Origin of the sequence: Pandoraea anhela (genome assembly GCF_902459655.1) — a bacterium.
GTDB lineage: Bacteria > Pseudomonadota > Gammaproteobacteria > Burkholderiales > Burkholderiaceae > Pandoraea > Pandoraea anhela.
Genome location: NZ_CABPSB010000012.1, coordinates 145,462 through 159,541 on the forward strand (window position 1 = coordinate 145,462; position 14,080 = coordinate 159,541).

15 protein-coding genes are annotated in these 14,080 nt (G+C 63.3%); 9 read left to right on the plus strand and 6 right to left on the minus strand.

All coding sequences use genetic code 11. The features are described from left to right. Positions 1-124: 124 nt before the first annotated feature. The 3 genes from PAN31108_RS16835 to acnB form a co-directional block, all read right to left on the minus strand. Entirely contained in the window at positions 125-739 is a 615-nt protein-coding gene (locus PAN31108_RS16835; protein ID WP_150669966.1) for a 3'-5' exonuclease, read from the minus strand. 347 nt (positions 740-1,086) lie between these two features. Next, positions 1,087-1,413: a YdcA family protein gene (locus tag PAN31108_RS27315; RefSeq protein WP_150670011.1), complete on the minus strand. Its 327-nt coding sequence runs from the start codon at positions 1,411-1,413 to the stop codon at positions 1,087-1,089. 140 nt (positions 1,414-1,553) lie between these two features. Continuing rightward, a complete protein-coding gene (acnB, locus tag PAN31108_RS16845; RefSeq protein WP_150669967.1) occupies positions 1,554-4,139 on the minus strand; it encodes a bifunctional aconitate hydratase 2/2-methylisocitrate dehydratase in 2,586 nt (861 codons plus the stop codon). A 308-nt stretch (positions 4,140-4,447) separates the two neighbouring features. Here acnB and PAN31108_RS16850 point away from each other — a divergent pair, with 308 nt between their 5' ends. From PAN31108_RS16850 to PAN31108_RS16865, 4 genes are all read left to right on the plus strand, one after another. Next, complete coding sequence (locus PAN31108_RS16850) at positions 4,448-5,629, plus strand: alpha/beta hydrolase (RefSeq protein WP_150669968.1); 1,182 nt, start codon at positions 4,448-4,450, stop codon at positions 5,627-5,629. A gap of 122 nt (positions 5,630-5,751) precedes the next feature. Continuing rightward, a complete protein-coding gene (locus PAN31108_RS16855; RefSeq protein WP_150669969.1) occupies positions 5,752-6,531 on the plus strand; it encodes a YkgJ family cysteine cluster protein in 780 nt (259 codons plus the stop codon). 217 nt (positions 6,532-6,748) lie between these two features. After that, positions 6,749-7,294 carry a sigma-70 family RNA polymerase sigma factor gene (locus PAN31108_RS16860; protein ID WP_281350097.1) on the plus strand — a complete coding sequence of 182 codons (546 nt, stop codon included), beginning with the start codon at positions 6,749-6,751 and terminating at the stop codon, positions 7,292-7,294. Further along, positions 7,291-7,932 (plus strand): DUF1109 domain-containing protein, encoded by a 642-nt coding sequence (locus tag PAN31108_RS16865; RefSeq protein ID WP_150669970.1) that lies wholly within the window; start codon positions 7,291-7,293, stop codon positions 7,930-7,932. The genes PAN31108_RS16860 and PAN31108_RS16865 overlap by 4 nt, the downstream gene beginning before the upstream one ends. 22 nt (positions 7,933-7,954) lie before the next feature. Here the strand turns inward: PAN31108_RS16865 and PAN31108_RS16870 are convergent, their stop codons facing one another. The 3 genes from PAN31108_RS16870 to PAN31108_RS16880 all read right to left on the minus strand — a co-directional run bounded on the left by PAN31108_RS16870 (position 7,955) and on the right by PAN31108_RS16880 (position 10,265). Beyond that, on the minus strand, positions 7,955-8,380 hold the full coding sequence (locus PAN31108_RS16870) for a cyclic nucleotide-binding domain-containing protein (protein ID WP_246184007.1): 426 nt from the start codon (positions 8,378-8,380) through the stop codon (positions 7,955-7,957). Positions 8,381-8,560: 180 nt separating this feature from the next. Further along, complete coding sequence (locus tag PAN31108_RS16875) at positions 8,561-9,463, minus strand: SDR family oxidoreductase (RefSeq protein WP_150669972.1); 903 nt, start codon at positions 9,461-9,463, stop codon at positions 8,561-8,563. Positions 9,464-9,527: 64 nt separating this feature from the next. Continuing rightward, entirely contained in the window at positions 9,528-10,265 is a 738-nt protein-coding gene (locus PAN31108_RS16880; RefSeq protein ID WP_150669973.1) for an SDR family oxidoreductase, read from the minus strand. A 136-nt stretch (positions 10,266-10,401) separates the two neighbouring features. Between PAN31108_RS16880 and PAN31108_RS16885 the strand changes: the two genes are divergently transcribed. From PAN31108_RS16885 to arsH, 5 genes are all read left to right on the plus strand, one after another. Then, positions 10,402-11,301 carry a LysR family transcriptional regulator gene (locus tag PAN31108_RS16885; RefSeq protein WP_150669974.1) on the plus strand — a complete coding sequence of 300 codons (900 nt, stop codon included), beginning with the start codon at positions 10,402-10,404 and terminating at the stop codon, positions 11,299-11,301. A gap of 112 nt (positions 11,302-11,413) precedes the next feature. After that, complete coding sequence (locus PAN31108_RS16890) at positions 11,414-11,755, plus strand: ArsR/SmtB family transcription factor (protein WP_150669975.1); 342 nt, start codon at positions 11,414-11,416, stop codon at positions 11,753-11,755. Next, positions 11,752-12,819: an ACR3 family arsenite efflux transporter gene (gene arsB, locus PAN31108_RS16895; RefSeq protein WP_150669976.1), complete on the plus strand. Its 1,068-nt coding sequence runs from the start codon at positions 11,752-11,754 to the stop codon at positions 12,817-12,819. Before PAN31108_RS16890 ends, arsB begins: the two co-directional genes overlap by 4 nt. 39 nt (positions 12,820-12,858) lie before the next feature. After that, positions 12,859-13,281 (plus strand): arsenate reductase (glutaredoxin), encoded by a 423-nt coding sequence (arsC, locus tag PAN31108_RS16900; RefSeq protein ID WP_150669977.1) that lies wholly within the window; start codon positions 12,859-12,861, stop codon positions 13,279-13,281. Next, positions 13,278-14,006: an arsenical resistance protein ArsH gene (arsH, locus tag PAN31108_RS16905; RefSeq protein WP_150669978.1), complete on the plus strand. Its 729-nt coding sequence runs from the start codon at positions 13,278-13,280 to the stop codon at positions 14,004-14,006. The genes arsC and arsH overlap by 4 nt, the downstream gene beginning before the upstream one ends. Positions 14,007-14,080: the final 74 nt, after the last annotated feature.

Sequence of the window (14,080 nt, forward strand, 5' to 3'; positions counted from 1 at the left end):
GTCACGCACGGGGCGATGCACTGCGGGGATTATAGCGGGATGGGATGGGGCATGCCGCGAAGCGAGGGAGCGGGGGAGCCATCATGGGGCGATGACATCGGACCGCCGCGCGCCCCACAATGTGTCATGCGTTCTGCGCGAGCGATCTGAGCAGGGTGGACACCTTGTCCTTGCTCGTGGTTTGGACGCGTGAGATCAGTGCGTGGTCCACACGTTTCAGACCGTAGGTGCGCGAGATGTCCTCGTGCATGCGGCGCCAGAGATGCGTCGTCATTTCCGCATCGACCATGGCCCGGTGGGCCCGGCCGGTCTTAGGAAGCGCGAGCAATTCCGCCAGGCTGGAGAGCCGGTGATTCGTCGCGTGCGGATAGAGCCGTCTGGCGGTCAGCATCGTGCATGCGAAAGCGTGATCGGCGCGCGTGCCCAGCATGGCGAGTTCGGCTTGCCAGAAGCGTTTGTCGAAGCCCGCGTTGTGGGCGACGACCGGGCAGTTGCCGACGAACGCAGCCGCCTCGCGCATGACCTGAGCGACAGGCGGTGCCGACGCAATCATGTCGTTCGTGATCCCGGTGAGCGCTGCGACATCCGACGGAATACGACGCCCGGCGTTCATCAGGCTCTGATAACGGTCGACGATCTGCCCGTCGCGCAGGAGAATGACGGCGATTTCCGTTGCCCGGTCGCCCTGCGTGGGCGAAAGGCCGGTGGTTTCGAAGTCTAGGATCGCGACTGTCTGCATATGGCTTTTCAATGTGTGTCGTTCCGCTGCCGACATCGGGGTTCAAGTGGGCATCGGTGGCTGATTTTACAGGGCTTCGCCATTGCCCTGAATTCGGACGACGCCGCGCAAACTCCGCCGAAACTCCACGATGGGTTCATGGAGCGAGTCGCAGCGCCGCATACCATCTGCCGCGACTCCCGTCGACAACGGTCATTTCGCTCACATCATGAAAACCATCAAGGTTCTGTCCCGTATCACCGCTGCATTGTTTTGTGCTGCGTGGCTTTCCAACGCAGCGGCATCGCTGCCGACAACCCGATGATTTGCGACGAGCGATAAGTGTGCCCGGTTCGAAGGCAGACAGATTACTTTCTGAAATAGGACTTCTTGCCGTTATCGGCATAGCAGAACGTGCCGCCTCGCGGACCGGTGCAATACCGCCCCGATCGGCAATCGCACTCGCTGGCGGAGGCCTGGGAAGGGGCCCGGGGTGTCATGGCCGGCGCCGTAGGGCCGGGCATCGAGCAAATGCGTTTCGACGCGCTGATCGAACCGTCGCGGCAAAGAAATTGGTCGCCGAGGCAACGATCGATGCCGCCTTTGCTGCCGGAGCATGGATAGTTACGGGAGTTAGCCGGCCCTGAGAAACCTACCGCCAGCAGTAGCGATGCAAGACACGTGATTGTTCTCATTGTTTTCAGGTGCGAGTGGTACGGCGTGACGCGGAAGTGTCGAGCAATGCTCAAAAAAAGGCGCCGCGGGCCATTGGCCAGCGGCGCTTTTTTATCAGATCATAACGGCGTCGAGATCACGCCGTCATCCGACGTCACACTCAGAGCTGCACCGTGTCCGCGACTTCCTTGAAGTCTTCGATCTGGTCGAAGTTCATGTACTTGTAGATCTTGTCGCCGTTGCTCGTAAGCACGCCCATGTCGGCCATGTACTCTTCCTTGGTCGGGATCTTGCCCAGACGCGAGCAGATCGCCGCCAGTTCCGCCGAGCCCAGGTACACGTTCGTGTTCTTGCCCAGACGGTTCGGGAAGTTACGGGTCGACGTCGACATGACCGTTGCGCCCTCGCGCACTTGCGCCTGGTTGCCCATGCACAGCGAGCAGCCCGGCATTTCGGTGCGTGCACCGGCCGTGCCGAACACGCCGTAGTGGCCTTCTTCCGTGAGTTGCTTCTGGTCCATCTTGGTCGGCGGGGCGACCCACAGCTTGACCGGAATGTCGCGCTTGCCTTCGAGCAGCTTCGACGCGGCGCGGAAGTGACCGATGTTCGTCATGCACGAGCCGATGAACACTTCGTCGATCGTGGCGCCGGCAACGTCGGACAGCGTCTTCACGTCGTCCGGATCGTTCGGGCAGGCGACGATCGGCTCATGGATATCGGCCAGATCGATTTCGATGACGGCGGCGTATTCGGCATCTGCATCCGGCGACAGCAGTTGCGGGTCGGCCAGCCACTGCTCCATCGCGGCGATACGGCGTTGCAGGCTGCGCGGATCCTGATAGCCCTGCGCGATCATCCACTTGAGCAGCGTGACGTTGCTGTTCAGGTACTCGATGATCGGTTCCTTGTTCAGGTGCACCGTGCAACCGGCGGCCGAGCGCTCGGCGGAAGCGTCCGACAGTTCGAACGCTTGCTCGACCTTCAGATCGGGCAACCCTTCGATTTCGAGAATGCGGCCCGAGAAGATGTTCTTCTTGCCCTGCTTGGCGACCGTCAGCATGCCTTGCTTGATGGCGTACAGCGGGATCGCATTGACGAGGTCACGCAGCGTAACGCCCGGCTGCATCTTGCCCTTGAAGCGAACCAGCACCGATTCCGGCATGTCCAGCGGCATCGTGCCGGTGGCCGCCGCGAAGGCGACCAGACCCGAGCCTGCCGGGAAGCTGATGCCGATCGGGAAGCGGGTGTGCGAGTCGCCGCCGGTGCCCACGGTGTCGGGCAGCAGCATGCGGTTCAGCCACGAGTGGATCACACCGTCGCCCGGGCGCAGCGCGATACCGCCACGGTTGCTGATGAAGTTCGGCAGGGTCTGGTGCGTCTTCACGTCTACCGGCTTCGGATACGCGGCCGTGTGGCAGAACGACTGCATCACGAGGTCGGCCGAGAAACCGAGGCAGGCCAGATCCTTGAGTTCGTCGCGCGTCATCGGGCCGGTCGTGTCTTGCGAGCCGACCGAGGTCATCTTCGGTTCGCAGTACGTGCCCGGACGGATGCCCTGACCTTCCGGCAGACCGCAGGCGCGCCCCACCATCTTCTGCGCCAGCGAGAAACCGCGGCCATTGTCGGCCGGTTGCGTCGGCAGACGGAACAGCGTCGACGGGGCGAGGCCCAGCGCTTCGCGCGCCTTGGCCGTCAGGCCGCGACCGATGATCAGCGGAATACGGCCGCCGGCACGCACTTCGTCGAACAGCACGTCGGACTTGACCTGGAATTCGGCGATCACGGCGCCGTTCTTCAGTGCCTTGCCTTCGTACGGGCGCAGCTCGACCACGTCACCCATTTCCATTTGCGACACGTCGAGTTCGATCGGCAGCGCGCCGGCGTCTTCCATCGTGTTGTAGAAGATCGGGGCGATCTTGCTGCCCAGGCACACGCCGCCGAAGCGCTTGTTCGGGATGAACGGAATGTCTTCGCCCGTGAACCACAGCACCGAGTTGGTCGCCGACTTGCGCGACGAGCCCGTGCCGACCACGTCGCCGACGTAGGCAACCAGATGGCCCTTTTCCTTGAGCGATTCGATGAACTTGATCGGGCCGCGCTTGCCGTCTTCTTCCGGCGTGATGCCGGGACGCGCGTTCTTGAGCATGGCCAGCGCGTGCATCGGGATGTCCGGGCGGGTCGTGGCGTCCGGCGCCGGCGACAGGTCGTCGGTGTTGGTTTCGCCCGTGACCTTGAACACGGTGACGGTCAGGCTTTCCGGCACTTCCGGGCGGCTCGTGAACCATTCGGCGTCAGCCCAGCTTTGCAGCACGGCCTTTGCGTTGGCGTTGCCCTTGTCGGCGAGTTCCTTGACGTCGTGGAACTGGTCGAACATCAGCAGCGTTTTCTTGAGCGCGTCGGCGGCGACGGCGCCGACTTCGGCGTCCGACAGCAGTTCGATGAGCGGAGCGATGTTGTAACCGCCCAACATCGTGCCCAACAGTTCGGTCGCACGGGCGCGCGAGATCAGCGCGCACGCCGTTTCGCCCTTGGCGACAGCCGCCAGGAAGCCGGCCTTCACGCGGGCGGCTTCGTCCACCCCGGCGGGAACACGATGGGTGATGAGATCGAGCAGGGTCTGCGCTTCGCCGGCCGGCGGGTTCGTCAGCAACTCGACCAGTTCGGCGGTCTGCTGTGCCGTCAGCGGCAGGGGCGGAATACCAAGCGCGGCGCGGGCGGCCACGTGAGCACGATAGTTTTCAAGCATGAGGAGACCTGCTGATGTTGCGTTTCGGGGGAGGTTTTGAGGCCTCCGAGGCTTGTTCCAATACGGCTTTTGCCGTGATTCTAGTCCCTATGGCTGGCAAGGTCAAATGTCTTATGTCTTATATAAGAGTTGTTGGCGGCAATAGGAACGGCGTGAGTGCGGACGGCGCATTTCACCGACGCCCAACGGTCATCGTCTGCCCTAATAGGCGGTTCGATGACGGCGGGGTAGCGTTGCGCGACATCGTCCATGTCGGCACGATGCAATCAAGCTGTCATTAGAACAACTTATCGCCTGAGGGGGCTGTGATGAAACGGGGAGCGGGACTTTGGAGTGCGGTGGTGGGGGCATGGATGCTCGCAGCGTGTACGTTGCCGGGGACGGCGCCGTTGCAAACGCTCAGCGCAACGACATATTTGCCGCCATCAACCGGGGAAATCTCGTTGGATGCGCGCCAGACGTCGCAGACGTTCGACTATCCGGTGATGTTCGGCACGACCCGCAAGCCGCTGCCGTCCGGCGCCGGTTTCTCCGACGAGCGCGACGAAACGATGCATTACGGACGCGTGTTCGTCACGATCCCCAAGGGCCATCGCACGGGATCGCTGGGCACTACGGCCGGTACGCTTTTCGGCACGGATCCCAAGCTGAGCGTGAACCGTTTCGAAAATGTGGGCGACGAGGGGCAATTTCTTGCGTTCGCCCGACAAGCGCTGGCCCCCGTCGTGGGTCCCGAGACCGGGTATGTCGTGGTCTTAATCCATGGTTACAACAACGCGTTCAACGCGGCGGCGCTTCGTGCGGCGCAATTGGGCGTCGACCTCGATATTCCCGCGAACAACATGTTCCTGTTCTCGTGGGCGGCGCGCAGCGACTTGATCAAGTACACCTTCGATGAGGCGACCGTCGACGCCAGCGAGGTCTATTTCCGTTCGTTTCTCGGCGCCGTCGCGCAGGCCGCGAACGGTCGGAAGATTCACATCGTTGCGCACAGCATGGGCAATCGGGCGCTGCTGCGGGTGATCGCGTCGGGCTTGAAGTCCGTGTCCTCGGAACGGGACATTCGATTCGGTCAGATCATTCTGGCCTCGGCCGACGTCGACCGCGACCTGTTTGCCCAACTGGCGCCGAATTACCTGAAAGTGGCGGACCGAACCACGGTCTATCTCTCGCCGTACGATTTCGCGGTGGCGGCGTCGAGTCATGTGCACGACTACCCGCGCGTGGGGTGCGGTACGGCGCCGCAGGTGATCGTGCCGGGCATCGACAGCATTGTGTCGACGATCCACGACGACTTCCCGGCACATGCGTATTTTGCGCAAACGCTGCCGATCCTGAAGGACATCAAGAATCTCATCCTGCGCAATATGCCCGCGAGGTCCGGGGGCGAATGGGCGCGCAAGGACGGGTATTGGACGGTGGGCGGTGCGCCGGACATGGCCAGGGTGGTCTGCCGGACCACGAACACCCTCATGTCGACGGCAAAATGATCGTCCGCCTTCGCGTGCAGGACGCTTGAGATCGGGGTGTTTCGTCATGGGGTGTAACCGTTGGGCGGTGGCAAGCGAACTGAGCCTGAATTCGCCTTTCATACCGACCGTGCGGCATCCCCATGACCTCGACTCACCATTTCTCTTGCACCATGTGCGGCAAGTGCTGCCACGACCTGCGGCTACCGATCGATACCGGGGAGGCGCTTCAATGGATGCGCAATGGCGGGCAAGTGCAGGTGCTGTGCGAGGCGATTCCGTGGCCGACGGACCCTGAAGACCCCAGCGGTCTGGCTGCGTACAAGCGCGAACGGTCCGTGGCGGCTGTGAGCGGCGAGTTGCCGGTTCGTGTGGTGATTACACTGGTGGCGGCCTTCGAGGGCGCATGCCCGCATCTCAGGTCGGATATGAAGTGCGGTGCGTACGAGGTGCGTCCGCGCGTGTGTCGCATTTATCCGGCGGAGGTCAATCCGTTCGTGCCGTTCATGCCCGCGCAGAAGGCGTGTCCGCCTGAGGCGTGGGCGACGTCGATGCCGCCCATGATGATCGACGGGGCGCTGGTCGATGCGCAGACGGTGACGCTGGTGGCGCGCTCGCGCCGCGCCGGCGTGGAGGATATGGGGCGCAAGGCGTTGGTTTGCCACCGTGTCGGCGTGTTTGTCGGCGCATTGGCCAACGAGGGGTTCGCGGTGCATACGCCGTCGCCGGCGGCGTTGGAGGCGGCGCTCGTCGAAGTGCAGGGCATCGACGTCGACCCCGACGAGATTCATCAGGAGTGGATTTTCCTGACGAACCGGTCGCCCACGCGGGACGTGCTTCAGGCGGCCGGTGCCCTGGCCGTTCTGCCCGATGACGGCCTGCCCGACACTATCGGCTACCTGCCTTTTCACCCGGTGGCGTAGTCGTCGACAAAAATCGGCGACGCGATGTAACCGATCGCGGTCTTCCAGCGAACTAGTCGGATTGTGGCGGTATAAAATTCCGATGACTTTGGGGCACAGACGAGTCTGTCGCCGGGGAGCGCATGAACGGCACGCAACGCTGCAAGCGCCCCGTCGCCCGACCGTTTGAGCGCAGTTGTCGGGAATCGATGCGTGCTGTGACTCTGGAGGCTGGACCTTGTATTGCGCAGAGACGCGCCTGAAAGCCCTGTTCGTCAGCGGACTTTCCGGCCATTCGGCCGACTATCGCTCGTTCCTGATCGAGCTGACCCGACACTTGCGTGGCTACCTGCGCAAGCGGATTCCGCATTTTCGCGACGACACGGAGGATCTCGTGCAAGAGATTCTGCTTGCCGTGCACAATGCCCGCCATACCTTCCGTCCGGACGAACCGCTGACGGCGTGGGTTCACGCGATCGCGCGCTATAAGCTGACGGACTTCTTCCGCACGCATTCTCGCCGTGACGCGTTGCACGAACCGTTGGACGATCACGAGGATATCTTCGCGTACGCCGACGACGACCCGGCCGTGGCGCGTCGTGACATCGGAACGTTGCTGGCGCGCTTGCCGGACAAACAGCGGTTGTCCATCGAGCATGTCAAGTTGCAGGGGCTGTCAATTGCCGAAGCTGCGCATCTGACGGGGTTGACCGAGTCGGCGGTGAAAGTGAGCATCCACCGTGGACTCAAGGCGTTGGCGGCATTTGTAAGGGGCGCAGTATGAAAACGGACGAGTTCGTGAATCTTCTCGCGGCGGGCGAGACGCCGGTGCCGGGGGACGTGGCATTCCGGCGTTTTTCGATGGCGATTGCCGTGGCGCTGGTGGGCAGCGCGATATTAATGCTGACGATTTACGGTATCCGGCCCGATATCGGGGGGGTGGCCCGGACGCCGATTTTCTGGGCCAAGGTGGCGTTTCCGCTAAGCCTGGCTATCGGCGCGGCAATGGCCGTTGGCCGGCTCGCGCGACCGGCCACGCGAGTGGGCTTCAGCTTGCCGCTGATGACCGCGCCCGTGCTCGTCGTCTGGATCGCCGCGGCGGCGCTGGTGATGGCGGCGGTGCCGGAAGCGCGCATGAGCCTGATCTTCGGGCAGACCTGGCGCTCGTGCCCGCTCAACATCCTGCTGCTCTCCACGCCGGGATTCGTCGCGATGATCTGGGCGATGCGGGGCCTGGCACCGACGCGTCCGCGCCGGGCCGGCGCCGCCGCCGGGTTGCTGGCGAGCGCCATCGGCACGCTTGTCTACTGCCTGCACTGCCCGGAGATGAGCCCGGCCTTCTGGGGCATCTGGTACCTGCTCGGCCTGCTGCTGCCCACGGTCATCGGCGCGCTGCTGGGGCCGAGGTTGCTGCGTTGGTGAGTCGGGCGCACGGCGCGCTTGCCTACCGGGACTTGACGAACAGCGTCCTGTAGTAAGTCCTGCCGTCCTGCAAGTGACGCTCGAACGCGAAATCCCGGGCCAGCATGTCCGCCATGTCCGCCCGAGTGATTTGCATCACATAGCTGTGCGCCGTGGTGACGAGCCGCCACTGGCCGCTGGCCTCGGACGCACTGAACCACTTGCCGGGATCGGCATGACCGGACGGATACGCGTGGCCGTCCACTTCCACCTGCCAGCCGCCGTCCAGCAATATCCATATTGCGTCGTCCGGCGGCGCGGACCCGGCCTGCCCCGACACGATCACCGTTCCGCGCGCGGCCTCCCACTCGCGGGAGTGGTCGATCGTCCAGCGCAACTGCCACGTGTCGAGTGACGTAAAGAACGGGGTATGACGCAAGAGGTGAAGGTAAGTCACGGAGGGTTTCATGGCCGACGACGCCTGCGTTGTGTGGCAACCCGCGCCGATTGCGGTGCAAGCGGTCGCAAGCAGTGCCAGCGTGATGATGAGAGATCGGTGCATCTTGGCGAAATGGGGGGGGCAGCCCAGGGGCGTGCCGGTCACGGTCATCCGACATATCGGACGCGCCGTGACCGGGCGGGACGCCTCTCAGCGTGTCCTGACGTGAGGCTTGAGCAGATCCGACAAGCCCACGCGATGCAGCATTTCGGCGCGCAGGCGGTCGAGGACGGTGAAGCCGACGTCCGCGCCGTCCTGCGCCGGATCGATATGCACGCGCAAAGGGCGCGTGCCGAACGGCGCGTCGACGACTTTCACGATGGCGTCGGCCACGAGGCCCGCATCCGCCTCTTCGGGCACGATGTCGGCGAAGGCTTTTTGAACCTGTTCGCCGAACCCCGCATAGGGGCCGTTTTCGTATTCCTGCGCGCGTGCCGGGTCGGCGGGCGCTGTCGAATGGGTGAAATGGTTCGTTCCGCGGGTGAAAGCGCCCGGCACGATGATCGATGTCTCGATGCCCCAGCGCGACAGTTCGCATGCGTATTGCACGGCGATCGCGTCCATGGCGGCTTTCGCACCGAAGTATGGCGCCAGATAGGGTGGTGTACCACCGGCAGCGCTGCTGCTGGATACCCAAATCAGCAGCGCCTGGCCCTGCGCACGTAATTGCGGCAGTACCGCGCGGTTGACCCGCTGGGCGCTCAATACGTTGACGTCGTACAGTTGCGCGAATTGCTCGGGCGTGAAGGCTTCGGCAGGGCCGAACACCATATGGCCTGCGTTGTGCATCACGACATCGATACGGCCTGTGTCGGCGATGACGTTGGCGATGGCCGCGTCTACCGAGGTCTGCGACTGCACGTCCATGTCGACGGTGCGCAGATCGACGGCGTTGCGCTTCGCGAAGGCTGCCATTTGTTCGACGACGGGGGCGTTACGGCCCGTGGTGTTGCGCATCGAGGCGTAGACGGTATGGCCCGCGCGTGCGAGCGCTTCGGCGGTGAGGCGGCCAAAGCCGCTTGACGCGCCCGTGATGAGAATGATGTTGCGCATGGTGATGCTCTTTGGGTAAGCGGACAGTCGATGAAGAGGTTTGCGGGACAGCGGCGTGTGGCGCTCAAACCATGCCGCCGTTGGCGCGCAGCACCTGCCCATTGATCCAGCTGCCGGCCGGGCTGGCGAGGAAGGCGACGGCGTGGGCGATGTCGTCGGGGGTGCCGAGGCGTTCCAGCGGGTTCATCTTCGCCAGCCGCTCGACCAGTTCCGGCGACTTGCCGTTGAGAAAGAGGTCGGTCGCGGTCGGTCCGGGGGCCACGGCGTTCACGGTGATCGCGCGTCCGCGCAGTTCTTTCGAGAGGATGGCGGTCATCGTTTCCACGGCGGCTTTGGTCGCCGCATAAACGCCGTAAGTCTCGGGCTTGAGGCCGACCACGCTGCTCGACAGGTTGATGATGCGGCCGCCATCGCGCAGGCGACGCGACGCCAGACGCAACGTGTTGAACGTGCCTTTCAGATTGACGGCGATCTGACTGTCAAACAAGGCGTCGTCGCTGTCGGCGAGCGTGGCGAGCTTCATGATGCCTGCATTGTTGACAAGCACGTCGATGCCGCCGTAAGCCGCTTCGATGGCATCGAACAGGCGGGTGACGTCGGCCGATTCGCGGACATCGGCTTGCGCGCTGAGCGCGCGGCCGCCGGCCGCTTCGATCTCGGCGACGAGTTGCTCCGCTTGCGCCGTGTTGCCGGCGTAGTTGACGACGACGGTGAAGCCGTCGCTCGCCAGATGGCGTGAAACGGCGGCGCCGATACCGCGCGACGCACCGGTAACGAGGGCGACTTTGGGTTGGGAGGTCATGGCAGTGCTCCGATAGAGACCGCGGGATCGCGGCGTTGGAAGCACTATGCGATCTTTCGGAGCGGAGATAATCGGTGTAAATTGCACGTCACTGTTTCTTCGTAACGAACAATAGGCATTGAGTGGGAGGGCGCACATGGATCGTCTGGAGGCGCTGCGGCTTTTCGTCCGGATCGTGGAGCGGCGCAGTTTCACGAAGGCGGCGAACGACTTGGAGATTCCCCGCTCGACCGCGACCAAGGTGATTGCGGAGATGGAGACGCGACTGGGCGTGCGGTTGCTTCAGCGCACGACGCGCGTGGTGCGTCCCACGCTTGACGGCGAGGCATTTCACCAGCGGTGCGTGCGTGTGCTGGACGATCTGGAAGACGCCGAAGGGGCGTTCCTGGGCGCGCAGCCCAAGGGGCAGTTGAGGGTGGAAGTGCAGGGCACGCTGGCGCGCCACTTCCTGATGCCGGGGCTGCCTGCGTTTCTCGAGCGTTATCCGCACATCGAGTTTTCGATGAGCGAGAGCGATCGGTGGGTTGATCTCGTGCACGAAGGCGTAGATTGCGCGGTGCGCTACGGCCATTTGCCCGATAGCGACCTGGTCGCGCGACGGGTGGCGACGTTGGACCGGTTGACCTGCGCGACGCCTGGGTATCTAGCGAAGTTCGGCACGCCAGCGAGCGTCGATGCGCTCGAGGGGCACCGCATGGTCGGGCTTCGCTCGATCACGACGGGACTGGTGACGCCGCTGGAGTTCACCCACGCGAACGGGGTGCGAACGTTGTCGCTGAGGGGGCCGCTGGTCGTGACCGGCACCGAGAGCTATCTTGCCGGTATCCGGCTTGGCCTGGGCGTCGCCCAGGTCCCGCGTTTTCACGTCGAGGACGATCTGAAAACCGGCAAGCTGGTCGAAATCCTTCCAAATGCGCGCCCCCCTTCCGCGCCGGTCTCGTTGCTCTATTCGCGCAAGCGTCAACTGTCGCCGCGGGTTCGTGTCTTTTTGGCATGGGCGAGCGACGAATTCAAAGCGAAAAGCGGGGCGCCCTGAACTAGCGTGGGTGCGCCCGAGCGTCGATGCCCTGTGTCTCGCTTTGCGCCGCCTCGCCATCCTCATCGAAATTCTGTTTGCAATATTTCCATTATTCGACTAAATTCGAAATATGGAAACTAACAACGCTCTCACTGCCCTCGCGGCGCTCGCGCATGCCGTGCGTCTGAAGGTCTTTCGCTTGCTGGTTCAGGCCGGCCCGCAGGGGCTGCCTGCCGGACGCATTGCGGAACTCATGGAGATGCCGGCGTCCTCGTTGTCGTTCCATCTCAAGGAACTGCACCGCGCCGACTTGCTGAGTAGCCGTCAGGAAGGCAGATCGATCATTTACATGGCGCACTTCGAGACCATGAACGCATTGCTGGGCTTCCTCACGGAAAACTGTTGCGGCGGCGAGCCGTGTCTGCCGGACGTCGCCTGCCATGTTGTCGAAATACCAGGGAACAAACGATGAGCATTTCGCAAAAGACGGCGGCCGTGCCGCAATCCGGGGCTATCGGATTTTTTGAGCGTTATCTGACGGTGTGGGTGGCGCTATGCATTGTCGCGGGGGTGCTGCTCGGCCAATGGTTGCCGGGAATTTTCCGAGCGGTCGGCGCGATGGAGGTGGCGCAGGTCAATTTGCCGGTAGGGCTGTTGATCTGGGTCATGGTGATCCCGATGCTGATCAAGATCGATTTCAGTGCCATGGGGCAAGTCGCGGGGCACTGGCGCGGGATCGGCGTGACCTTGTTCGTGAACTGGTTCGTTAAGCCGTTTTCGATGGCGCTGCTGGGCTGGCTCTTCATCCGCCATCTGTTCGCGGCGTGGCTTCCCGCGCATCAGCTCGATAGCTACATTGCGGGGCTGATCCTGCTCGCAGCGGCGCCGTGCACGGCGATGGTCTTCGTGTGGGCGCAGTTGTGCAAGGGCGATCCTTACTTCACGCTTTCCCAGGTCGCGCTCAACGACGCCATCATGGTGGTGGCCTTCGCGCCGGTCGTGGCGCTGCTGCTCGGGTTGTCGTCGATCGCGGTGCCCTGGGATACGCTGGTGATCTCGGTCGGGCTGTACATCATTGTCCCGGTCCTGATCGCGCAGGCCATTCGCAAGGCGTTGCTGGCGCGGGGCGATCGCACCTACAAGCGCGTGGTCGATGCGCTCGGGCCCTACTCGATCGCAGCGTTACTGCTCACGCTCGTGTTGCTCTTCGGCTTTCAGGGCAATGCCATCGTCGAGCAGCCGTTGATCATCCTGCTGCTGGCCGTCCCGATCCTGATTCAGGTGTTGTTCAATTCCGCGCTCGCTTACTGGCTCAACCGCAAATTGGGGGTGGCGCATTGTGTCGCGGGGCCTTCGGCGTTGATCGGCGCGAGCAATTTCTTCGAGTTGGCGGTCGCCACGGCGATCAGCCTCTTCGGTTTTCAGTCCGGCGCTGCACTCGCCACCGTGGTGGGCGTGCTGATCGAGGTGCCAGTGATGCTGCTGGTCGTCGGCGTCGTCAATCGATCGCAGCGCTGGTACGAAGTCCGGCAATGAAGCGTCATGATGCATCGCAACGAGAATAGGGAACGCGATATGTCCGTCACCATTTATCACAATCCATCCTGCGGCACGTCGCGTAACACGCTGGCGATGATTCGCAACGCGGGCATCGAGCCCATCGTCATCGAGTATCTGAGTGCGCCACCGGAGCGTCGGGCGCTGCAAGCGATGATTCGCGACGCAGGGCTTTCGGTGCGCGAGGCGATCCGGGAGAAGGGTACGCCGTACGCCGAGTTGGGGTTGGGGGATTCGTCGCTGTCCGACGACGCGTTGCTCGACGCCATGCTCGCGCATCCCATTCTCATCAATCGTCCGTTTGTGACGACCGAACTGGGGGTGCGGCTGTGCCGTCCCTCCGAAGTCGTGCTCGAAATTCTGCCGTCGCCGCAGAAGGGGGCGTTCACCAAAGAGGACGGCGAGCAGGTTGTCGATGCGCACGGCCGGAGGGTCTCGTGATGGTCGACCTGCCGAACGTGACGGAATCCGTGTTCGATATTCCAGACCTCGCCCGGCTGGATCCGGTGAGCGTCAGCACGCACGCGCCGCGTATTTTGCTGCTTTACGGGTCGTTGAGAGCGACTTCGTATAGCCGACTGCTGGTACTCGAAGCCGAGCGCATTCTCCGTCGCTTCGGTGCGCAGACGCGCGTCTTCGATCCCGAAGGTTTGCCACTGGCGGACAGTGTGCCGGCGGACCATCCGAAGGTGGTGGAGTTGCGCAAGCTCTCCGAGTGGTCGGAGGGGCAGGTTTGGTGCAGCCCGGAGCGTCACGGCACGTTGACGGCGGTCTTCAAGAACCAGATCGACTGGCTGCCGCTGGAGATGGGCGGCATCCGTCCCACACAGGGGCGCACGCTTGCCGTCATGCAAGTCTGCGGAGGCTCGCAGTCGTTCAACTCGGTGAACGCGCTTCGCGTGCTGGGACGATGGATGCGGATGGTGACGATCCCGAACCAGTCGTCGGTCGCCAAGGCATATCAGGCGTTCGATGCCGACGGGCGTATGAAGCCGTCGTCCTACTACGACCGGGTGGTCGACGTCATGGAAGAACTTTACAAGTTCACGCTGCTGGTCAGAGATCGGACGGAATACCTGACGGACCGATATAGCGAGCGTAAGGAGGCCGCGCCGGCGGTGGCGTCGTCACTTGCGGCGGCGGCGATGCGGCACGAGACGCCATAAGGAGCCATGAGGCCCGATGAGGCTGAGGCCTCCTGAGGCCCCATGATGCCCCAGGAGGCGGTGGGGCCGGTGAA